This window comes from Novosphingobium sp. FW305-C-111 (assembly GCF_058783565.1).
The window spans coordinates 69,780-90,972 of record NZ_JBYSYP010000015.1; the positions used below are offsets into that span (position 1 = coordinate 69,780).

The window sequence follows — 21,193 nt, forward strand, 5'->3', positions numbered from 1 at the left end:
ATCAGGCGCGCAGCCGCGCCCGACGTTCTTCCATCTCGGCCTTGTCGCTGAGCAGCTTGTCGAAATAGGCGATCGTCTTGACCAAACCTTCGCGCAGCTGGATCTTGGGCTCCCAGCCCAGTTCGGCTTTCGCGAGCGAGATATCGGGCCGGCGCTGGCGCGGATCGTCGCCTGGCAACGGGCGCCGTTCGAGCTGCGATCTGCTCCCCGTCAGCTCGAGCACGAGTTCCGCCAGTTCGAGAATGGTGAACTCGCCCGGGTTGCCGATGTTGACCGGGCCGGTGAATTCGTCAGGCGTTTCCATAAGCCGGACGATGCCGTCGATCAGGTCGTCGACATAGCAGAATGAACGGCTCTGCTGACCATCGCCGAAGATCGTGATCGGATCGCCACGCAATGCCTGGATGATGAAATTGGACACGACGCGTCCGTCGTCCGGCTGCATTCGCGGGCCGTAGGTGTTGAAGATGCGGGCGACCTTGATCGGCAGGCCGTGCTGGCGGTTGTAGTCGAAGAACAGCGTTTCCGCGCAGCGCTTGCCCTCGTCGTAGCAGGACCGGATCCCGATGGGATTGACGCTGCCCCAGTAGCTTTCGACCTGGGGATGTATCTCGGGATTGCCATAAACCTCGGAAGTCGAGGCCTGAAGGATCCGGGCGCGCAGCCGCTTGGCGAGGCCCAGCATGTTGATGGCGCCGTGCACGCTGGTCTTGGTCGTCTGGACGGGATCGCGCTGGTAGTAAATCGGGCTGGCCGGACAGGCGAGATTGAAGATCCGGTCGACCTCGACGTACAGCGGGAACGTCACGTCATGGCGCATGAACTCGAAATTCGGGTGCTGGAGGAGGTGCGCGATGTTCGCCCGGCGCCCGGTGAACAGGTTGTCGACGCAGACGACCTCATGCCCTTCGTCGAGCATCCGCTCGCACAGGAACGAGCCGAGGAAGCCGGCGCCGCCGGTGATCAGTACGCGCTTGGGCATAGGCACAATGTCCCCCGGAGACCGTTTTCCCGCTCCTGTTATCGTTAGTTAGCGCAAATAGCGAAGATGTCTTGCGAGAATTGCGCCTGATTCCGATGGTTTTCCCGGGCGTTTCAGATTGAAGCACTACTGCGCAGCCATTGGCGCAGCTCCCGGAAGACGGCATCGGCACCGAACCGGTCGCGGGCCGCAGCCAGCGCCTGCGCCGCATAGCCCTCGCGCAAACTGCTGTCGGCAAGCAGGCGCAGGATCGCTTCCGCGAACTCCGCGGGGTCGTCCGCCCGCACAACGGCATCTCCGGCAAGATCCTCGACGCCCTGCAATGTCACGCCGGTCACGACACAGGTCTTGCCCTGCGCGAGCGCGTCGACCAGCTTGATCTTGAGGCCGGAGCCCTGGCGCAGCGGCGAAATCACCACGCCGGCTTCGCGGTACAGCGCCGACAGGTCTGGTACGATGCCGTGGAAGGCCACGCCGTCAGCCCCCGCCGGAAACGCATTGCGCACGCTGCCGGCGACATCGAGTCGGACTTGCGAGCGCTCCATGCGCACCTGCGGCCAGACCTCGTCCAGAAACCAGCGCAGTCCGAGGATATTGGGCGCAGTGTCGCTGCCGACGAACAGCACTCGGTCATCCCGGCCGATCGACGGCTGGGAGACACAATCGGCCGGCATCGGCACGAGCAGCGGCTCGACTCCCGGAACCTTCTCGCGAAGGAACCCGGCCTCCTCCGCCTGGATCGCGATCACCGCATCGGCCTTGGAGAGACCGGCGATCTCGTCGTCCTCGCCAAGGGCTGCGACGCTGTCCTGGCCTGCACCGAACTGTACACTGCGGGCACTGAAGCGGTCATGCATCACGATCGCGGTGCGATGCGGTCCGTCGAGCAGGTACGGAAACGCTTCCGCGCAGAACAGGTAGTCGGCAAGGGCCAGATCGGGTCGCAGTTCGCAGGCAGCAGCGGCCACGAACGCCCGGTCATCGCGTTGCCAGCGCGTCGCCACCGAATAGGGCGCCTTGCGGTCTGGCAGGAGACGGCCCAGCCCGAACCGGCCCGCCAGGCGCGCCAAGACGCCTTCGACCGCGGCGAGCCAGATGCGCGGATTGCGCGCGACGACATAGCGGCCGAGCCGACACGACCTGGCGATCCGCAGGCTCGCAAAGACATCCAGTTCCGAACCCAGCCGGAAGAACGGCGTCCGTCCGAACAGGCTCTCCGACGGCTGGACGAGGTGCACCGCGATCCCCTCGCCCTTCACCGCCTCGGCGATGGCAAGAAGGTAGCGCGAGCTGCCATTTGTCGGCCCGCTGATCCGCTGCTTGCTGACCACGACTGCGGCCGGCCCGTCGGAGCGAGCGGGCTGAGGCCGCTGCCGCTCGCGCCAGCGCTCGATCCGCGCCGCAATCGGCTGATGCGCAAGCCGGATCGCGCCCGGATCGCGCAGGAACCGGGCGACTGCGCGGCCGACGTCGCGCTTGCGTAGCGCGTCGAGGATATGAGTGTAGGCCCAGGCCCGCCGCATCGCGCGATAGCGCGTGCGCATCGACGGCGCAGCCTCCCCGAATGCGCCCATCTCTTCGAGCAGTGCGGCGTTCGCCGCCAGCATGGCGTCGGCGGGCGCGGTTTCGAGCCGGTGCGATGTCGAGGCACCGTGCTTGCGGTAGAAATAGAGCGGTTCCGGATGCAATCGGTAGCGCGCGCCGGCGCGCAGGCAGCGAATGACCAGCGCATCGTCCTCGGCAATCCGCAAGGCCTCGTCATAGGCGATGTCATGGGCGAGCAGGAACTCGCGGCGGATCATCGGCTTCAGGAAGCCGAGATTGGGATTCGGCCCGAACATCCGGGTCTCGGCGAGGTAGTCCGGCAAGCCAATCCAGCTGTCGCCGGACGCCCGCCCTTTCTTCAGGAACAGCTCCGGCGGATCGCGCCGCTCGTCATCGAACAGCAAGAGGTCGTCTGCGACCATCTCGCCGCCGCCGGCCCCTGCCAAGGCAGCCAGCAAGCGCGCCGTCCGGTCCGGATGGATCAGGTCGTCGCTGTCGAGGACCGCGAACCATTCGCCCCGCGCTTCACGAAAGGCGAGGTTGCGGGCGCCCGACGGACCGCTGTTGCGCTCGGTCCGGAAGAAGCGGACCCGCGGGTCATTCTCGGCCAATTGTGCGGCAAGCGCATCGCTGCCGTCGCTCGAGTGATCATCGACGATCAGGACCTCGACCTCGACCCCGCGCTGCGCGAGCGCCGACGCGACGCAGGCCTCGAGAAACTCCCGCGCGTTGTAGCAGGCGACCGCGAAACTGACGACGGGCACGCGGCCTCCGCTGGACAAGTCCGGATACGAAAGCCTTAAGCAGCGCTTCGCATTTGCACAATGCGGCTTCGCCACCACATTGCAACCTTGTCCCCCATAGGCTTGGCGGGCGCTTGTCGCTATCTGGGTGCCGATGCCGATCAGTTTCCGCGAGATCGAATTTCCGCGGCGGTTCCTCCGCCCGCCGCCCGCCGGGTTTCCGGACGAGCGGGTCTATGCGATCGGCGATATTCACGGACGATGCGACCTTTTCGCCGAACTCATGGAGGCGATCCGCCAGGACTGCGTCGAGCGCCCGACCGAAGGGCGGCAGGTCCGGCTGATCGTGCTGGGGGATTTCATCGACCGGGGCCCGCATTCGCGTGCCGCGATCGAACTGCTGCGCCGGGCGTCGGAACTGCAGGGAGTCACGGTGCTGCTCGGCAATCACGAGGCATGCCTGCTCGATTGCGCGGCGGGCCGCTCCGATCCGCGCGACGGCTGGCTCTCGTTCGGCGGACAGGCCACGCTGGACAGTTTCGGGATAGCCCCACCGGCAGAGGGCGAGGACATGTACGACTTCGGCGAGCGGCTGACCCGGGCCGTGGGTGAAGAGTCTCTTCGCTGGATGCGCAGCCTTCCCCTCCACGAGCGAAGCGGAGATTTCTTCTTCTGCCATGCAGGCGTTCGCCCCGGCGTGCCGCTGGACCGGCAGGACCCGGGGGACCTCCTGTGGATCCGCGACGCCTTCCTTTCGAGCCGGCGCAGCCACGGCAAGATCATCGTCCACGGTCACTCCATCACCGATGATGTCGATGTTGCGGAAAACCGCATCGGCGTGGATACAGGCGCTTACGCGAGCGGCCGGCTGACGGCGCTGGCGATCGAGGGGACCCAACTTTGGCGGCTGTCGACGACGCCCTGAGCCGGCCGACATGGCGTGGAGCGCACCTCCAGCTGCCCGCTCCTGCCGACCTGGTTCTCTGGCTAGGCTGCCTCGCCGTACTCGCGCCCTGTGTCGCGGCGCTCGCCGAAGGCAGCTGGACGACCGAGGCCGGCGCGCTCGGCCCGATCGTCCTCGCCGCCGGGGCAGCGACCCTCTGGAGTCGCTACCGCGAGTGCCGTGCCTTGTCGGCGCCCGGGAGCCTCGCGGTCGCCTTTCTTCTCCTGATACCGGGGGCCGCAGGGTATCTGGTCGGCCGGGCGATCAACATGGCGGTGCTGCTTAGCGCGTCGACCTGGCTGGTCCTTCTGGCGGTGTTCTACATGCGGCATGGCAGCACCGTGGTGAGGCGCTGCTGGTTTCCGCTGGCCTTCCTGCTGATCGTGATCCCCTTGCCCCACACCCTGACGGTCGAGGCCACGGCCGAGCTGCGCAACCTCCTCGCCGGGTGGGCAACAGGAATCGCGTCGGCCTTTGGCCTCGAGGTCGCCGTCAATGGCTATGCCGTGTACATCGACCAGTACGAGCTTTCGATCGAGAGCGCCTGCGCAGGTCTCAGTTCCACGGTCAGCCTGCTCGCGGTGGGAATGCTCTATGCCTACTGGGTTCGCGCAGCGGGCTGGAGAAGGATGGCGGTGATCGCGTTGGCCGCCTTCCCGGTTGCGCTTGCTGCCAACCTCGTCCGGATCCTGCTGCTGCTCCTGCTGGTTCATCGGGGCGGCGCGAAGGTCCTGGCGACGCCGCTGCATCCGATCTCCGGCTTTCTCAGCTTTTCCCTTGCCCTGCTCATGCTGCTGTTGATCGACCAGACGGCCGCGGCCATGCGTCGGCGGGTTTCACCGCGATGACAGCGAACCGCCGCGCATTCCTGCTTGGCGGAGCGTTGCTCGGACTGGCGGGTCTTGGTGTACTCGCGAGGCCGCCACGTCCTCCGCGCCGGCCCGGACTGCAGCAGGACCTCGAACGAGCGATGCCGGGCGAAGTCGCCCACTATCGCCCTGCTGACCCGGCAGGGGTCGTCCTTCCCCGGCCCAACGACCTGTCCCGCGAAATCTACGACGGCTTCCTCGCCCGGGCCTACACGGACGGCGAGAATCCGGCGATTTTCGTGGTCCTGGCCTATGGCAGCGTGCAGGACTATGCGCTCCAGCTCCACCGGCCGGAGATCTGTTATCCGGCCTCCGGCTATACCATCGGCCCGGTCACCGAACTTGCCCTCGGCCTGGGATCGCGGACTGTCCCCGCCTGCACGATGGAGGCCACGTTGGGCCAACGCGAGGACCGGGTGCTGTGGTGGACCCGCATGGCCTCCGCATTTCCGACCACGGTCTGGCAGGAGCGCCGGGAAATTCTCGCTGCAGCCGTGCGCCGCGAGGTTCCCGATGGGGTGCTGGTGCGGTTCTCCACGGCCGGATCCCCAGGTTCTGCCGACCGCCTGAAAAAGTTCGCCCGTTCATTCATCACCGCCCTGCCCGCGACAATCAGGCCCCTTCTGATCGGAGATGCATCGTGAGGTGCCTCGCCCTCTCTGTTTCCGTCCTGATTCTCGCGGGATGCTCCGACGCGATGCCGGAAGGTCAGGTCGTCGCCATTGCCAACGGCGAAGACGTGACGGACCGCGACATCGAAGTCGAACGCGCCGCCGGGAACGCACCCGATGCGGCACTGGCACGGCAGATCATCGACAGGCGGCTGCTGGCCGCGGTCGCACGCGAGCGGGGCGTGGATACGACGCCGGAATACCTGGCCGGACTGCGGCGGACCCGCGAACAGTTGCTGGTCCAGGGTCTCAGCCGGCAGATCGAGGCGACCCTGCCGGAGCCGACCGCTGCCGAACGGGCTGCTTATATCGCCAGCCACTCCCACGCGTTCGCGCGGCGGGCGATCGTCGAACTCCTGGCCGAGGCGAGCACGATGCCTTCAGTGGTCGACACCGCCCGCCTCTCGAAAGAGATCGCCGATCCGCTGCTGTCCGCCGCACCGGGGGCCGCCGTCGAGATTTCCGGAACGCGCTATCGCATAGTCTCGCGGCGGGACGCGCCACTGGCCGGAAAGGAAGCCGATGCCTTTGCCGACCAGTCGCTGCGGACCGAGCGGCTGACCGACGCGATCCGGAACGTTCTCGCTTCGGAACAGGCAAGCGCGTCCATATTGTACCGGAAAGGTCTTTGATCCTGCTTCGAGAAGAGTAAGGTAAACGAAGGATAAACCGTGCGCGGCAGGGGTTTGCCGGATTAGGGGGCATGGCATGGCGACGAACAGCAACCGGTTTGGCGTTCCTCGCCTGCGCACCAATACGATTGCACTGGTCACCCTGGCCTGGAGCCTCGTCGTCCTGGGCGTGCTCGTCTGGCAGGCGATTCTTTACCGCGGACTGGTCGCGCAGATCGGCGAATGGCAGTTCTCGCAGTTCAGCCGCTACTTTCCGTTCGGGACGATCATACTTCTTTTCGGGCTGTTCACCTTTCCCTTTTACGTCGTTCTCTACCGCCGTTTCCGCCGCTGGACGCGCAGGCTGGGCAAGACGGACGAAGGACTTGCGCGCCGTATCGAACGGGCGAGGTTCTGGCGCACGGCCCTGACCGGCACGACTGCGGTACTCGTGTTCGCTTCGGTCGGCACGATCATCCACGCCTATACCATCGGCAGCTCCGGCGGCGGCGAACAGACGATCACCGTCGGTGAACCCGCCGCGAAGGCTCCGGCAGAAGGCGTCACGACGCTCCGCGGCGTCGCCATGCTCGACCGGATCGCCAATTATCACGAGAACTACGTGGTTGCGGACCGCAACTTCGCGGTCGTCCCGCTGGTCGGGCGCAATGCCGAGGGACAGGAGCTCACCTACTTCGTCCAGCTCGGCAAGCCCGTTGCCGGTCCCCGCGCGGTGATCGAGACCAAGGGCTACCTCCGCAACGAGCGCCTCGCCGGTGCACTGCGGATGCTGTACCTCCGCGCCGGCTACAAAGTCTCATCGCCAGCCTGGATCCTCTACCGAGACGTCGCCGCAGCCCGCTGGACCCATTTACGAATTGCCGGCGTGATCGCGATCTTCGCGCTTCTGACCGGATTGGTTGCATTGCAGCAAATGCGTAGATTACAACGATTAAGTATATCTACTGCGGAGGCGACTACTCCCGCGTAACCATTCCGGCAAACTTCGTGTTCAGCAAGCCCGTTCAAATTGTCGGGCATGGGCGACACGCAAGTCTTCCTTGTTGCGATACTGGCCGCATTTGGCGGTGGGAGCGTGCTCGCCTCTCATCCGGACGAGCCTGTCCTGCGGGATGACCTCGTCCCGGCTGCGCAATCGACCCTGCTGGACCCAGGCGAAGGCCGCGTCGACGGGCCGCTCTCTATCGAGCGCGCTGCGGATGGACTTTTCTACCTCGACGGAGCCATCGGCCGGGAGACCGTGCGCTTCCTTGTCGATACCGGCGCGAACCTGACGGTTCTCTCGCCGGAAGATGCCGAGCGTGTCGGCGCACAAGGCACCGCCGGCGGGATTCCGCTCGCGACTGCCAACGGGACCGCCCGCATCAGCGAAGCGCGGCTCGATCGTCTGGAACTGGCCGGCCATCGGTTGAAGGACGTTCGGATCGGAATCGCACCGCCGGGCCTGCCGGTTTCGCTACTCGGACAGGACGCGCTTTCCCGGATGGGGACAATCACGATCGAAGGCAACGTGCTGACCATCCACGGCCCGCACGGCTGAGATCTGCCTCAGTCCGACATTGCTCGCATTGGGTATCTGAAGTTCAGGCGTGCGCCGCAGACTTGGCGCGCCCCAGCGCGCTCTTCCGGCGAAGCGCCTGCGCGATGACGGCGCTGCCGAACAGCATGAGCGCCCAGCTTTCGGGCTCGGGAATGCCGGAGGGGCCGCCTGTGTCGGTCGGCGTCGGCGACGGGCCGAGCGTACCGACGCTTCCGCCCGTCAACGGGCTGCCCTGCTGGATTCCCGGAAGCCCACGCCCGGCGGGAAGCCGGATCGTCTGGTCGGGCGAATAACTCTGCTGGGGCAGGTCGCCGGGCTGGGCCAACGCCAGCACGCGGATCCCGGAAGGAGTCAGGTCAGGGAGCGCAGCCGGTGTGCCCGTGGGCGGGGCAACGAAACGGGGCTCCTCGCCGGGTACCGGTGTCTCGATCACCAGCCCGCCGATCCGGGTCGCCCCGAGATCCGCGCGCGGACCCGCGGCGGCAGCAAACGCCTTGGCCGATTCCTCGACCGGGATGATGAACTGGCGACTGTCGTTGAGGACAAGTGAGAACACGCCCATCGGCAGGACGATCAGCAAGAGCACGAAGAATCGCGCCTTGAGCAATCGGCGGAGGAACGCGTTCAACTTCACCATGACCTCCATTTAATCCAAAACGAGCCAGAATCCTAATCGTGTTCTCTTGGTTGAACCCGATATGGACTGAATTACCCCTCGCAAATCCGGAATTTTCCGTATCTTTCGGGAACGTGCGGTTCGTTTTGAAACAATCCTCCACCCTTATGGTGGAAAACGGGCCACACACATGGGGTTATTCGAAGTACAGAAATATCATCGCCGCCGTGGCGAGACTTTAGACGGCAGGGCTTTGCTTGGCCGGCACGCGGGGTAAGTCGAAATTGGTTCGGGGATCAGGCCGGTTATCATAAAGTGCATGGAATTCAGTCATCTCTGATTTTGGATGCCTTGAGCGGCGAGGCCGCCATGCGTGATTCCACGCGCACGGCCTCGATCGACGAGTTTGGGATTCGTCTCTGCGATATCCTGGTATCGCTGACCGCGATCGTGTTCTTCGCGCCTCTTTTGATCGTCCTTGCGATCGCGGTTTTCGTTTCCGACCCGGGACCGATCTTCTTCGGGCACAAGCGCATCGGCCGCGACGGCCGAACCTTCCGGTGCTTCAAGTTCCGCTCGATGGTCGTCGACGCAGACAAGCGCTTGGCCGAAATCCTGGCCCGCGACCCGGTGGCCCGCAACGAATGGCAGCTCGCCCACAAACTCTCGAACGATCCCCGGATCACGGCAATTGGCGGATTGCTGCGGCGGTCGAGCCTCGATGAGTTACCCCAGCTTTTCAATGTCCTGCGCGGGGAAATGAGCCTGGTCGGGCCGCGTCCGATCGTTGTCGAGGAAGCGTGGCATTATGGCCGCTACCTCCAGCACTACCTCGCCATTAAGCCGGGAGTGACCGGGCTTTGGCAGGTCAGCGGGCGCAGCAACACGAGCTACCGCCGCCGCGTAGCACTGGACGTCGCCTGGTGTCGCTCGCGCAGCGTGACGCTTTACTGGAAAATCATCCTCCGGACGATTCCTGCGGTCCTGCTTGCCAACGGCTCGGCGTGACCGCCGCCGCGGCGAACCGTCGCTGACCGATCAAAGAATGATCGCGAGGAAAACACCCCACAGCGCAAGGCTCAATGCCACGCCCCAGAACATGGCAATGGCCAGGCGGTGAGACGCAGGGCCAGGTTGTATACCATGCCCGGCACGACGCACGACATCGTCGAAGTGCGATTCACCCTGCCCGAATTCGACCCTTGGCATCCAACTCCCTCCCACGGAAGCATCCGCTTTTGCGGCATTTGCCGGGTACGCTAACCAAGCACATGGTTGATATCAACCGGTCATCACCGCAGCAGCCTCGCTAGGCGGCGGTTTAACGACCGCGAAACCATTTTAGTCGATTGTTCGATCAGCATTTTCCGGGGCAATGAAATGCGTTGGACGCAATCGAAGTTTTCCACAGCCGACGAGGGGCTCGACCGCCGAAGCCACCCGCGTGACCCGGTTGAGGCTTCCACCGTCGTACGCACGCCGGGCCAGGACGGTACGGCCAGCGTCGAAATGCGCAACCTTTCGCGCAGCGGCTGCCAGTTCGCTTGCGACGATGAAATTCCCATCGGCACGCGCATCGTTCTCGGGCTCGACGGTGCGGGATCGATAGCCGCAGTCGTGATCCGTTCGAACGGGGGCAACCATGCCTGCCTGTTCGAACGTCACCTGACTGCTGCGGAGCAGGCGGAAGCGTTCACCGGAGCGGCCGTGGTCACCCTGTTCCACCATTTACCGGAAACCCATCCGGCAAGCGCCGCATTTCCTTGCGAAGCCAAACTTCCGCGCCACCAGCGGTACCGCCTGGCATTCGGCCTCGCGGCAACTTTCTGGATGATCGGCGGCGCGATCTACCTCGTCAGCTGACGCTGTTTGGTCGACTGCGGAGCTTTCCGAGCTTCGACCCCGGCGCATTTCGGTCTAGTCAGGCACGATGAAGATCGTCGACCGCGATTGGGATCCCGCTCAGGAATATTCTGCGGCCGAAGACTCTTTCGTGATCTGGTGGAAACACGATCGTCCGGTCGGCCATTCGATCGTCAAAGCTGGCGGGGCCGGGCGTTGCCCTCCTCTGCCCCCGGGCGTCCCCGAGGCACCGGATGCGTCCTCGTCCAGCCCGGCGGACGTCTCGGTCGTGATCTGCACGCGAGACCGTCCCGTACCCCTTGCCGCATGCCTTGCGGCCCTCGCGCGCCAGACCGTGCGCCCTCGCGAAGTCATAGTCGTCGACAATGCATCGGTCAGCGATGACACCCGCCTGGCCGCCCTCGCCGCCAATGTCAGCTACGTCCGCGAAGACCGCCCCGGGCTCGATTACGCCCGGAACGCCGGCGCGCTCGCCGCCAGCGGAGATATCGTCGCCTATACGGACGATGACGTCGTTCTCCATCCTCGCTGGATCGAGCGGATCGCTGCAACGTTCGCCGCTGATGACGCAAGTCTCTCCGCGGTGACCGGGTTGGTACTCCCGGCCGAACTCGACACGGAAGCTCAGCGCCAGTTCGAATTTCACTGGGGTTTTGGCCAAGGCTACCAGTCGCTGGAGTTCGGGCCCGAATTCTTCGAGCGCGATCTTACCACCGGCTGCCCGACATGGCAGATCGGCGCCGGGGCCAGCATGTCCTTCCGCCGTGCCGCGCTGCTCGAGGTCGGCTTGTTCGACGAGCGGCTAGACGTTGGCCAGTCCGGCTGCTCGGGCGACAGCGAGGCGTGGCACCGGATCCTCGCAGCCGGATATCGCTGCCGCTACGAACCCGGAATTGTCGCGTTCCACTACCACCGCCGCGAAATGGCGGACCTGCGCAAGCAGATATTCGCCTACATGCGCGGCCACTCCTCGTCGGTGCTGGTGCAGTTCAGGAACACCGGGGGGCGCGGAAACCTCAAGCGGGTCCTGTGGCACCTGCCGCGCGACTATTACTGGCGCTGGCGCGACCGGGTCCGCAACGGCGTGACGGCGGAAAACCTGACCCTGGGCGAAGAGGTGCGCGGCTTCCTTTCAGGGATCTGGTTTTTCGTTCGCCATCCGCGCAGTCCCGTGAAGGCCCGCTTGCGAGAGCCCTAACCCTTGCACTGCACCGTGCCGGAGGCTTCGAAAACCACCTGGTCCGAAACATCGGTGATCACGAGCTTGTCCGGAGAGGCAGCGTCCCCGCTCCCCTCACGCGTCAGCGACAGCGCAAAGGCCTTGCCCGAATAGCGTGACCAGGTGCCAAGCGGCATCGCCGCGCTGCCTGGGTCGGAGGCGAAGACGACCAGCCCGTCGCCCGTCTTGATCAGCGCGCGCTGGCCTTCGGTCATGGCAATCGCGCGCCCCGCGCTGCCAACAAACGCACAGCCTTTCCCGTAGAGCCGCGCCTGCTGGATATCGGGGAACTCGATCGGCAGCAGGGCGAGCGGTTCGCGTGGCCGCGGAGCGTGATTGACGGCCTCGACCGCAGCAACGTCGCGCGCGTCCGCTGCCGCCTTCTCCGCCTCCGACTGCGAATCGCATCCCCAGACCAGGACGGTCGCCAGCAAAAGCGTCACACAGCGCATCATTTCCGTCCGAACAGTCTTTCGATGTCGCCGTGCGCGAGCTTTACCCAGGTGGGGCGGCCATGATTGCACTGGCCCGATCGCGGTGTCACTTCCATTTCGCGCAGCAGGGCATTCATCTCGGCCACCGACAAGGTTCGACCAGCCCGGACCGATCCGTGGCAGGCCATGGTCGCCAGGATGTGATCGAGCCGCTCGCCAAGCAACAGGGCATCGCCGTTCTGGGCGAGATCGTCGGCAACATCGCGGACCAGTGCGTCTGGATCGCCCTTCGCGAGCGGGGCCGGGACCGCACGGACCAGCATCGCCGCGGGGCCGAACCGTTCGAGCACCAGCCCGAACGCCGCGAGGCGCTGCGCCGCCTCTTCCAGCCGGTCGCACGCGGGCTCGTCGAGTTCGACGACTTCGGGAATGAGCAGCGCCTGGCTGGGCGCCTCGCCGCCGTCGCTGGCCGCCCGCAGGCGTTCGAGCACCAGGCGCTCGTGCGCGGCGTGCTGATCGACGATGACGAGACCGTCCTCCGCCTCGGCGACGATATAGGTCTGCGCGACCTGCCCGCGAGCGACCCCGAGCGGATAGGACGGCGCGGTCGCCGTGGCCGGTTCGGCGCGGGCAGCGGGCGGAGCCATGACCTGCTGCTCGTACCCACGCCACATGGCCCCGGCCTCGGAGACCCGGGGCGCGCTCCAAGCCGGCTGCGCAAAAAGCCCTGGCGAGGGCGTGGAAGGCGGCGGTGCGATGGGTTCGGCCTGCCACGCCCGCATGGCATCGGCGGAAGGCGCCTGGGCCGCGCGCCGGTCGCCGGTCGACAGCGCGTGGCGCAGCCCCGAAACCACCATCCCCCGGACCAGCGCCGGGTCGCGGAACCGTACTTCGGTCTTGGCGGGGTGGACGTTCACATCGACCTCGCTGCCCGGCAGATCGAGGAACAGCGCCAGCACGGCGTGGCGATCCCGCGCCAGCATGTCTGCATAGGCCCCCCGCACTGCGCCGACGAGCAGGCGGTCCTTTACTGGACGGCCGTTGACAAACAGGTACTGGTGGTCGGCGACCCCGCGGTTGTAGGTCGGAAGGCCCGCAATCCCGGTGAGGCGAATTTCGCCGCGCTCCAGTTCGACCGGCACGGCGTTATCCCTGAGCTCGCGCGCCACCAGCAAGGCAACCCGCTCGGCCAGCGTATCGCCCTCCTGCACGGCAAGCGCCCGGCGGCCGTCGTGCTCCAGCGCGAAGGCGATCCCGGGCCGCGCCATGGCGAGGCGGCGGACCACGTCGAGGCACGCCGCCCATTCGGAACGGGGCGAGCGCAGGAACTTGCGCCGCGCCGGCACTCTCTCGAACAGGCGCTCGACCCGGATGCGGGTGCCGGCGGGCACTGCCGCAGGCTCATCGGCCAACACGGCACCGTGATCGACCACGCGGCGCCAGCCCTCTCCCCCGGCCTGCGAACGGCTCTCGATCGTCACGCGCGCGACGCTGGCGATCGACGGCAGTGCCTCTCCGCGGAAGCCGAGCGTCTCGACAAGCTCGATCGCCTCGTCCGGCAGCTTGGACGTGGCATGGCGTTCAAGCGCAAGGGCCATCTCGTCACGGTCCATGCCGCAACCGTTATCGATCACCTCGATCAGCCCCAGCCCACCCTCCGACAAGCGGATCAGGATCGAGGTTGCGCCGGCGTCCAGCGCGTTCTCCACCAGTTCCTTGAGCGCGCTGGCCGGACGCTCGACCACCTCTCCGGCGGCGATGCGGTTGACGAGCGTTTCGGGCAGTCGCCGGATGGTTCTGCGAGGGACGTTCATGGCTGCCGCCACCGTAGCGACGAAGCCGCGCCATTTCGAGACGAGCGGTGGGGATAACCGTTTCGCCTTGCACAAAAATATGGGTTTTCCTGACTCCTTGCGCTAAGGAGCCGCCTTCCCCGGCCTTTCCTGCGGACGGTGCTGGCGTGCGCTTGTGCGCCAAGTCCGCAGTTTCACTTGGATTTCCAGATGGCTTCGATGTTTTCGCGATTCTTCAAGTTCGGCTCCCCGAACATTGCCATTGACCTCGGCACCGCCAACACGCTGGTTTACGCTCAGGATCGCGGCATCGTTCTGAACGAGCCTTCGGTCGTCGCGATCGAGACCATCAACGGGGTCAAGCGGGTCAAGGCGGTCGGCGACGACGCCAAGATGATGATGGGCAAGACCCCCGACAGCATCGAGGCGATCCGCCCGCTGCGCGACGGCGTCATCGCCGACATCGAAGTCGCTGAAGAGATGATCAAGCACTTCATCCGCAAGGTCCACGGCGGCAAGAAGTCGATGCTGCGCTATCCCGAGATCGTGATCTGCGTGCCCTCCGGCTCGACCTCGGTCGAGCGCCGCGCGATTCGCGACGCGGCCTCGAATGCCGGCGCCAGCCAGGTGTTCCTGATTCTCGAGCCGATGGCCGCGGCGATCGGTGCCGACATGCCGGTGACCGAGCCGGTCGGCTCGATGGTCGTCGATATCGGCGGCGGCACCACCGAAGTCGCGGTGCTGTCGCTGCGCGGCCTCGCCTACACCACCTCGGTCCGCGTCGGCGGGGACAAGATGGACGACGCGATCGTCTCGTACGTCCGCCGCCACCACAACCTGCTGATCGGCGAATCGACCGCCGAGCGGATCAAGAAGGACTACGGCGTCGCCACCGTCCCGGCCGATGGCGTGGGCGAAACGATCCACATCAAGGGCCGCGACCTCGTCAACGGCGTGCCCAAGGAAATCACCATCACCCAGGCGAACATCGCCGAGGCGCTGGCCGAACCGATCGGCGCGATCGTCGAGGGCGTGCGGATTGCGCTCGAGAACACCGCCCCTGAACTGGCCGCCGACATCGTCGACCAGGGCATCGTCCTGACCGGCGGCGGCGCGCTGATCCGCGGGCTCGACGAGCACCTGCGCGAAGAGACCGGCCTGCCGGTCTCGGTCGCCGAGGATCCGCTGTCGTGCGTTGCGCTTGGCACGGGCCGGGCGATGGAAGATCCGATCTACCGCGGCGTGCTGATGACCGCCTGACGCGGGCCGAAATCAAGTTGGCGGCCTGCCGGGGGGGAAATGGCAGGCCGAAGTGTTGAACCGGGGCCGGAAGGGGTACGACGTTGATGGCGCCGTCCAACGACAGGCGTCCGGGCTTCTCGCGCAGGGCGCAGTACGGCATCTTCACCGGCTACGTAATCGCCGTGCTCGGCGTCGTGGCCGGGTTGGTCCTGCTCATCGTCTCGCTTGTCAATCCCGGATTCTTCGCCTTTGGCCGCGACGCAGCGGGCGAGGTTGCGCGCCCGCTCGGCGCCGCTGGCGCGGTCGCGCGGAGCGGCAGCCATGGGTTCTTCGACAGCATCGGCGATTATTTCTACGCCGCCAGCAAGAACGCCGAAATGCGCCAGGAAATCGACGTTGCGCGCGCCAAGGCGGTCAAGCTCCAGGCTGTCGAGGACGAGAACAGGCGTCTCAAGCAGCTGCTCGGCATCATCGATCCGCAGCACCAGCCGGTGACCACCGCGCGCCTGATCGGGTCGACGGCCAGCAGCACCCGCCGCATCGCCATTCTGGCCGAGGGCAGCAACTCGGGCGTTCGACCGGGCATGCCGGTGCGGAGTGCCACCGGCCTGGTCGGGCGCGTGCTCGAGGTCGGGCCCAATACCGCGCGCGTCCTGCTGGTGACCGACAGCGAGAACGTCGTGCCCGTCCGCCGCGCCAAGGACGGAATTCCCGCGTTCGTCGAAGGCAGCAGCGACGGTCGCCTCTCGATCAAACTGATCAACATGGGCGTGAACCCGATCAAGCCGGGGGACGTTTTCGTGACCTCCGGATCGGGCGGCCTTTACGCGCCGGGAATCCCGGTAGCCGTCGCGGCGGAGCTGACCCGCGACGGAGCGGTCGGCCAGATCGTGTCGGACCCCTCCGCCGCGGAATTCGTAATCGTCGAGCCCGTGTTCAATCCGGCCGTGGAAGCCGCGAAGGCCCAGCCCGTGGCCGCTCCGCCGAGTGCGGCGCCATGATCGAACGCCTGCTCCCCTTCCTGGCCACCGACGCGCTGCGAGTCGGGCGGATCAACCGGGAGCCGTCACCGATTCTGTCCCGCGCATTGCCGTGGATCTCGGTGATGCTGCTGTCGATGGTCACCTTTTCCCCGATCATCGCCTCCGCCGCCGTCCTCCCGCCGCTGGCGTTCATGACGCTGATCGGCTGGCGCATCCTCCGCCCTTCCCTGCTCCCTGTCTGGGCCGGAGCGCCGCTCGGCGCATTTGACGATCTCTATTCCGGGCAGCCTTTCGGCAGCGCGATCACCCTGTGGTCGCTGGCGATGATCGCCATGGAGCTCATCGACTCGCGGTTCCGCTATCGCGGCTTCGGACAGGACTGGCTGGTCGCCGCGCTGCTCTATCCGGGCTATATCGTCCTTGCGGCGCTGATCGTCGGGGCCGCCGGAGGGTCGATGGCGCTCTATACCGTGGTTCCGCAGATGGTCGTCGCGGTGATCCTTTATCCGGTGATCACCGGGCTGGTCGCCGTCCTCGACCGCCTGCGCCTCGCCCCCCTGCGCACGGCGGGCCGATGAAGCGGTTCTTCAAGCCGGGGCCGCCGGTCACCTCGATCGCGCTGACTCAAAAGTTCAACCGGCGGAGCGTGGTCCTCGGCGCAGGGCAAGGGACGGTCGGGCTGCTGCTCGCGGCGCGGCTCGGCTACCTGGCCGTGGCCGAGAACGAGAAGTACCGGGCCGCATCGGAAAGCAACCGCGTCAATCTCACCCTGATCCCGCCCCGGCGCGGCTGGGTGCTCGACCGCTTCGGCGCCCCGCTGGCGTCGAACCGCGCCGACTTCCGGGTCGACGTCATCCCCGACCGGCTTCAGGATGCAGACCGCACGCTCGCCGATCTTGCCGGACTGCTCTCACTTCCGCCCGACCGGGTGCGCGACATCAAGGACAAGCTCGACAAGGCCCACGGTTTCCAGCCGGTCGAGGTTGCCGCCAACCTCGACTGGGACAAGTTCGCCGCGGTCTCCGTCCGGCTCCCCGATATGCCGGGCGTCATTCCCCAGCGCGGCTTCTCCCGCTTCTACCCCACAGGGGCCGCGGTGGGGCATCTTGTCGGCTACGTCGGCGCGGCGAGCGCGACCGAGTACGAGAAGGAACGCAACCCGCTGCTGATCACGCCGGGCTTCAAGATCGGCAAGGACGGGCTCGAAAAGCAGTTCGAGCAGCGCCTGCGCGGCGTGCCTGGAGCGCGGCGCGTGGAAGCGACCGCATCCGGGCGGATCGTGCGCGATCTCGGCACGCGCGAGGACGTCCCCGGCAAGCCGATCCAGCTCACCATCAACGGCCCGCTGCAGGACTACGCCGCGCGGCGGATCGGGCTGGAGTCCGGCTCGGTGGTCGTGATGGACTGCCACACCGGCGACATCCTCGCGATGGCCTCGATGCCCAGCTTCGATCCCAACAGCTTTTCCGACGGCATCGGCCGGATCGAATGGAAAATGCTGTCGGAGGACGATCACGTTCCCTTGCGCAACAAGGTCCTGCGCGGGCTCTATCCACCGGGATCGACCGTCAAGCCGATGGTCGCGCTGGCGTTCCTGGAGGCAGGACTCGATCCGTCCGCGTCGGTCTGGTGCGGCGGCGGGCTTCAGGTCGGCAACCGCGTGTTCCACTGCTGGAACCGGCGAGGCCACGGCTCGGTCGACATGGCCAAGGGCATTTACCAGTCCTGCGACGTCTATTTCTACCACTTCGCCCAGAAGATCGGGATGGACCCGATCGCGGCGATGGCGCGGCGGCTGGGCCTCGGCCACGAGTTTCCCCTGCCCGTCGCCGGCCAGTCCTATGGCACGGTTCCCGACCCGGCGTGGAAGAAGCGCAAGTATGATCAGGACTGGGCTCTCTACGACACGGTCAACGCCACGATCGGCCAAGGGTACATGCTGGTGAATCCGCTGCAGCAAGCGGTCATGGCCTCGCGCCTCGCCTCGGGCCTTGAACTGATGCCGCGCCTGCTGCTCGACAAGCGCGCGCCGCAGGTGCGCTCGCTGGGAATCAGCCAGCAGCATCTCGACATCATCCACAACGCGATGAGCGAGGTCGTCAACGGACGCGGCACCGCCGGCAAGGCGCGGTTGCCGATCGAGGGCGTGCAGATGGCGGGCAAGACCGGCACCGCGCAAGTCGTCGGCCTCAATATCGCCAACGGCAAGTCGGGACTGTGGAAGTACCGCGACCACGGCCACTTCATCTGCTTCGCCCCGTTCGACAAGCCGCGCTATGCCTGCGCCGTGGCTATCGAACACGGCGGCGGCTCCGGCGCAGCCTACCCCATTGCCCGGGACGTGATGACCTTCCTGTTCGACCCGGCCAAGGCCATGCAGGTGCTAGAGGAATTCGAAAAGCAGTGGGGCGGCAACGTCCAGCAGCGCATGACGGCGAAGTACAACAGCTACGAGGCGAAGTTCGGCGCCAATGCGCCCAAGCCCGCCGACGACGAGCAGGTGGCCGAAACGGTCGCCGCAGACAACAAGCCGGTTCCAGAGCCGACCGCCGCGCAGACGACCGCCGCGAGCCCCGCGCCTGAACCGGAAACGCCGGTCATGGTGGCCCCTCCCCCACCGGTCTCCGCCCCGTCGCCGGCACCCACGGGAGGCTGAGCAGATGCAGCGCGCCTATGTCCCCGCCGCCATCAGCCGCCAGCCGTGGGGGGTTCTCCTGCCGTTGCTGGCGCTCGTCGTGTTCGGATCGACCGTGCTTTACTCCGCGGCCGGGGGGAGCCTCGAGCCGTGGTCGCTGATGCACTCGCTGCGTTTCATGGTGTTCCTGGTGATGGCCATGATCATCGCCCGGATTCCGCAGGAGTGGTTCCGTTTCGCCGCTTTCCCGGGCTACGTGGCCCTGCTGGTCCTGCTTATACTCGTCGAGGCCATCGGCGGGATCGGCGGAGGAAGCCAGCGCTGGCTCAACCTCGGCTTCATGACGCTGCAACCGTCCGAACTGATGAAGCCGGGCATCGTGCTCGTCCTGGCCCGGTTCTTCGACATGCTTCCGCCGGGAGAAACGCAGGGCCTGCGCGCGATCGTCCCCGCATTCGGCCTTCTGGCCCTCCCCGCGGCGCTGGTGATCCTCCAGCCCGACCTCGGCACCGCGCTGGCGATCAGCTTCGGCGCGATCGTGGTGATGTTCCTCGCCGGCCTGCCGCTGCGCCTGTTCATTGGCGGCGCCCTGACGGCGGCCATCGCCGCGCCGATCGCGTTCTTCACGTTGCTCCACGACTACCAGCGCCAGCGCGTGTTCGTGTTCCTCGATCCCGAAAGCGATCCGCTCGGCACCGGCTACCACATCACCCAATCCAAGATCGCGATCGGATCCGGTGGCATCCTCGGCAAGGGTTTCGGCAACGGCACGCAGAGCCATCTCGACTACTTGCCCGAACCGCACACCGACTTCATTTTCGCGACGATGGCCGAGGAGTGGGGCATGGTCGGCGGGCTAGGCGTGCTCTTCGTGTTCGCACTGATCCTGCGCTGGGGGATGAAGGTCGCGCTCAACGCGCCGGACCGCTTTTCCCGCCTTCTCGCCGCAGGTCTCACCACCACGATCTTCTTCTATGTCGCGATCAACCTGATGATGGTCATGGGCCTTGCCCCGGTCGTGGGCATCCCGCTGCCGTTCATGAGCCACGGCGGCTCGTCGATGATGACCAACATGATCTGCGTTGGCGGGATCATGGCCGTCGAACGGTGGACGAAGTCCCGCCCCGGCGGGCTTTCCTCGTTCTCGTAAAAAATCGTCACAAGCCCCCTTGGCAGACCCGGAAAAATCGCTATTGGGGCGGCTCCCCGACGGGAACGTCAGACGGGAATGGACGCATAGCTCAGTTGGTAGAGCAGCTGACTCTTAATCAGCGGGTCCTAGGTTCGAGCCCTAGTGCGTCCACCATAATCCCCTTTTATTTTAATATGTTATCCGGGCATCAGGCTCGCGAGAGACCCCGCCGATTTGCGCTAGCTAGCTCTCTAGGTAGCAGCGCGATAACGCAGGGCGGAGTTTGCTCAAGCCCTACACATCAGCGGTCTTGGTGGAGAATTCAGAGGTGTGCGACTAGCCGTCTGCCATCAAGCGAGTCGTAGGTTCGCGTCCAAACCATTTCGACGGCCATCTCCGCAAACGCATCCAGCACCGCAAATTCTTCGGGCAGGATTTGGGTCAGTGGAGTGGGCACAACCAGAACGTTGGCGGGATCATTAAGACCCAGCGGATGGGAAACTGCCACTATCCAGGTTTCTTACTGCGTTGAGCAAGCGGTGAATGGCCGGCCCACCGCTTGAACGCACGCGTGAAGCTAGACGGCTCGGAAAAACCAAGCATCTCAGAGATGCGCTCGATCGACAATGTTGACTTGCCCAGCAGGTCCAGCGCGCGTTCGTGGCGAACCTGGTCGAGAAGGGTTCCGAAGCTGGTCTGGCTTGCAACGAGCCGTCGATGGAGAGTCCGTTCGGATACACCCAGCTGCGCGGCGACTTCTGCTGCCGATGGGAACCCACGTCCGGACCGGATAAGAAGATCGAAAACCTGGCTGACGAACGTATCCTTGACCGGCGCAGCAGCGACGAGCTTCTTGCAGAGACTGCTATACGTCTCTTCCAACAAGGGACTGGCCATGGGAAGCGACAAGTCGCCCGCGCCATCCTCGAAAACCCAGCGCGTTTGCGGGGCACCGAACGTAACCGGAGCGCCTAACAGCGCATCGCAATTGTGCCAGTTGAGCGGTCGCTTCAACACCGACTCGATGCGCCGCAAGGGAAAACGCGGTGGCTGCATGTCGTTCAGAAACATGGTTACCGAGCCCAGCGCGCGTTCTTGGTGAAATTTTCGAAGGCTTGCGGGCGCATCGCGATCGTGCGCGGTCAATGCGACGACGCGTCCGTCCTCAATCTGCAGCTCGTAATGCATAAGAGAGAACGTCAGCCCCTGGAATGCGCCGAGCACCTGGAGGCCTTCTGCAACATTGCTGGCAGCCAACACGGCCAGGCCAAGCGGTGTCAATCGGCGTGCAAACGGGACCCCCTATCGGCGCGCAAAAGGGACCCCCTTTCACGATGGCGCAAGGTTGATC

21 protein-coding genes and 1 tRNA gene are annotated in these 21,193 nt (G+C 65.7%); 15 read left to right on the top strand and 7 right to left on the bottom strand.

The genetic code is table 11. The features are described from left to right. Position 1 precedes the first annotated feature (1 nt). Both AC3WLD_RS15975 and AC3WLD_RS15980 read right to left on the bottom strand, forming a co-directional pair. Complete coding sequence (locus AC3WLD_RS15975; protein ID WP_492557967.1) at positions 2–982, bottom strand: UDP-glucuronic acid decarboxylase family protein; 981 nt, start codon at positions 980–982, stop codon at positions 2–4. 113 nt (positions 983–1,095) lie between these two features. Beyond that, on the bottom strand, positions 1,096–3,291 hold the full coding sequence (locus tag AC3WLD_RS15980) for a glycosyltransferase (RefSeq protein ID WP_492557968.1): 2,196 nt from the start codon (positions 3,289–3,291) through the stop codon (positions 1,096–1,098). Between the two features lie 133 nt (positions 3,292–3,424). Here AC3WLD_RS15980 and AC3WLD_RS15985 point away from each other — a divergent pair, with 133 nt between their 5' ends. From AC3WLD_RS15985 to AC3WLD_RS16010, 6 genes are all read left to right on the top strand, one after another. Beyond that, complete coding sequence (locus AC3WLD_RS15985) at positions 3,425–4,195, top strand: metallophosphoesterase family protein (protein WP_492557969.1); 771 nt, start codon at positions 3,425–3,427, stop codon at positions 4,193–4,195. Beyond that, positions 4,171–5,061, top strand: a complete 891-nt coding sequence (locus tag AC3WLD_RS15990) for an exosortase/archaeosortase family protein (RefSeq protein ID WP_492557970.1) — start codon at positions 4,171–4,173, stop codon at positions 5,059–5,061. Before AC3WLD_RS15985 ends, AC3WLD_RS15990 begins: the two co-directional genes overlap by 25 nt. Further along, positions 5,058–5,726: an exosortase C-terminal domain/associated protein EpsI gene (locus AC3WLD_RS15995; RefSeq protein ID WP_492557971.1), complete on the top strand. Its 669-nt coding sequence runs from the start codon at positions 5,058–5,060 to the stop codon at positions 5,724–5,726. Before AC3WLD_RS15990 ends, AC3WLD_RS15995 begins: the two co-directional genes overlap by 4 nt. Positions 5,727–5,779: 53 nt before the next feature. Continuing rightward, complete coding sequence (locus AC3WLD_RS16000; protein WP_492557972.1) at positions 5,780–6,385, top strand: hypothetical protein; 606 nt, start codon at positions 5,780–5,782, stop codon at positions 6,383–6,385. A gap of 76 nt (positions 6,386–6,461) precedes the next feature. After that, complete coding sequence (locus AC3WLD_RS16005; protein WP_492557973.1) at positions 6,462–7,355, top strand: hypothetical protein; 894 nt, start codon at positions 6,462–6,464, stop codon at positions 7,353–7,355. Positions 7,356–7,403: 48 nt separating this feature from the next. Continuing rightward, positions 7,404–7,925 (top strand): retropepsin-like aspartic protease family protein, encoded by a 522-nt coding sequence (locus tag AC3WLD_RS16010; RefSeq protein WP_492557974.1) that lies wholly within the window; start codon positions 7,404–7,406, stop codon positions 7,923–7,925. A 43-nt stretch (positions 7,926–7,968) separates the two neighbouring features. Here the strand turns inward: AC3WLD_RS16010 and AC3WLD_RS16015 are convergent, their stop codons facing one another. Continuing rightward, positions 7,969–8,562 (bottom strand): hypothetical protein, encoded by a 594-nt coding sequence (locus AC3WLD_RS16015; protein WP_492557975.1) that lies wholly within the window; start codon positions 8,560–8,562, stop codon positions 7,969–7,971. Between the two features lie 330 nt (positions 8,563–8,892). Between AC3WLD_RS16015 and AC3WLD_RS16020 the strand changes: the two genes are divergently transcribed. Then, positions 8,893–9,549, top strand: a complete 657-nt coding sequence (locus AC3WLD_RS16020; RefSeq protein WP_492557976.1) for a sugar transferase — start codon at positions 8,893–8,895, stop codon at positions 9,547–9,549. Between the two features lie 30 nt (positions 9,550–9,579). On the opposite strand, the gene AC3WLD_RS16025 is transcribed toward AC3WLD_RS16020, so the two are convergent. Continuing rightward, on the bottom strand, positions 9,580–9,750 hold the full coding sequence (locus AC3WLD_RS16025) for a hypothetical protein (RefSeq protein WP_492557977.1): 171 nt from the start codon (positions 9,748–9,750) through the stop codon (positions 9,580–9,582). A gap of 171 nt (positions 9,751–9,921) precedes the next feature. Here AC3WLD_RS16025 and AC3WLD_RS16030 point away from each other — a divergent pair, with 171 nt between their 5' ends. Both AC3WLD_RS16030 and AC3WLD_RS16035 read left to right on the top strand, forming a co-directional pair. Further along, positions 9,922–10,404 (top strand): PilZ domain-containing protein, encoded by a 483-nt coding sequence (locus tag AC3WLD_RS16030; protein ID WP_492557978.1) that lies wholly within the window; start codon positions 9,922–9,924, stop codon positions 10,402–10,404. Positions 10,405–10,471: 67 nt separating this feature from the next. After that, positions 10,472–11,602: a glycosyltransferase family 2 protein gene (locus tag AC3WLD_RS16035; protein ID WP_492557979.1), complete on the top strand. Its 1,131-nt coding sequence runs from the start codon at positions 10,472–10,474 to the stop codon at positions 11,600–11,602. Here AC3WLD_RS16035 and AC3WLD_RS16040 read toward each other — a convergent pair. Continuing rightward, a complete protein-coding gene (locus tag AC3WLD_RS16040) occupies positions 11,599–12,066 on the bottom strand; it encodes a hypothetical protein (RefSeq protein ID WP_492557980.1) in 468 nt (155 codons plus the stop codon). The genes AC3WLD_RS16035 and AC3WLD_RS16040 overlap by 4 nt on opposite strands. Positions 12,067–12,074: 8 nt before the next feature. Beyond that, positions 12,075–13,871 (bottom strand): DNA mismatch repair endonuclease MutL, encoded by a 1,797-nt coding sequence (mutL, locus tag AC3WLD_RS16045; RefSeq protein ID WP_492557981.1) that lies wholly within the window; start codon positions 13,869–13,871, stop codon positions 12,075–12,077. Positions 13,872–14,060: 189 nt separating this feature from the next. On the opposite strand from mutL, the gene AC3WLD_RS16050 reads away from it, so the two are divergent. From AC3WLD_RS16050 to AC3WLD_RS16075, 6 genes are all read left to right on the top strand, one after another. Beyond that, the gene (locus tag AC3WLD_RS16050; RefSeq protein WP_492557982.1) at positions 14,061–15,110 is read left to right on the top strand and encodes a rod shape-determining protein; all 1,050 of its coding nucleotides are present in this window, start codon (positions 14,061–14,063) and stop codon (positions 15,108–15,110) included. A gap of 86 nt (positions 15,111–15,196) precedes the next feature. Then, a complete protein-coding gene (gene mreC, locus AC3WLD_RS16055; RefSeq protein ID WP_492557983.1) occupies positions 15,197–16,093 on the top strand; it encodes a rod shape-determining protein MreC in 897 nt (298 codons plus the stop codon). Then, complete coding sequence (gene mreD, locus AC3WLD_RS16060) at positions 16,090–16,653, top strand: rod shape-determining protein MreD (protein ID WP_492557984.1); 564 nt, start codon at positions 16,090–16,092, stop codon at positions 16,651–16,653. The genes mreC and mreD overlap by 4 nt, the downstream gene beginning before the upstream one ends. Further along, a complete protein-coding gene (gene mrdA, locus AC3WLD_RS16065) occupies positions 16,650–18,731 on the top strand; it encodes a penicillin-binding protein 2 (RefSeq protein WP_492557985.1) in 2,082 nt (693 codons plus the stop codon). Before mreD ends, mrdA begins: the two co-directional genes overlap by 4 nt. A gap of 4 nt (positions 18,732–18,735) precedes the next feature. Next, entirely contained in the window at positions 18,736–19,860 is a 1,125-nt protein-coding gene (rodA, locus tag AC3WLD_RS16070; protein ID WP_492557986.1) for a rod shape-determining protein RodA, read from the top strand. A gap of 80 nt (positions 19,861–19,940) precedes the next feature. Continuing rightward, positions 19,941–20,016: transfer RNA gene (locus tag AC3WLD_RS16075), tRNA-Lys, on the top strand. Positions 20,017–20,349: 333 nt separating this feature from the next. Here the strand turns inward: AC3WLD_RS16075 and AC3WLD_RS16080 are convergent. After that, positions 20,350–21,123 (bottom strand): AraC family transcriptional regulator, encoded by a 774-nt coding sequence (locus AC3WLD_RS16080; protein ID WP_492557987.1) that lies wholly within the window; start codon positions 21,121–21,123, stop codon positions 20,350–20,352. Positions 21,124–21,193: the final 70 nt, after the last annotated feature.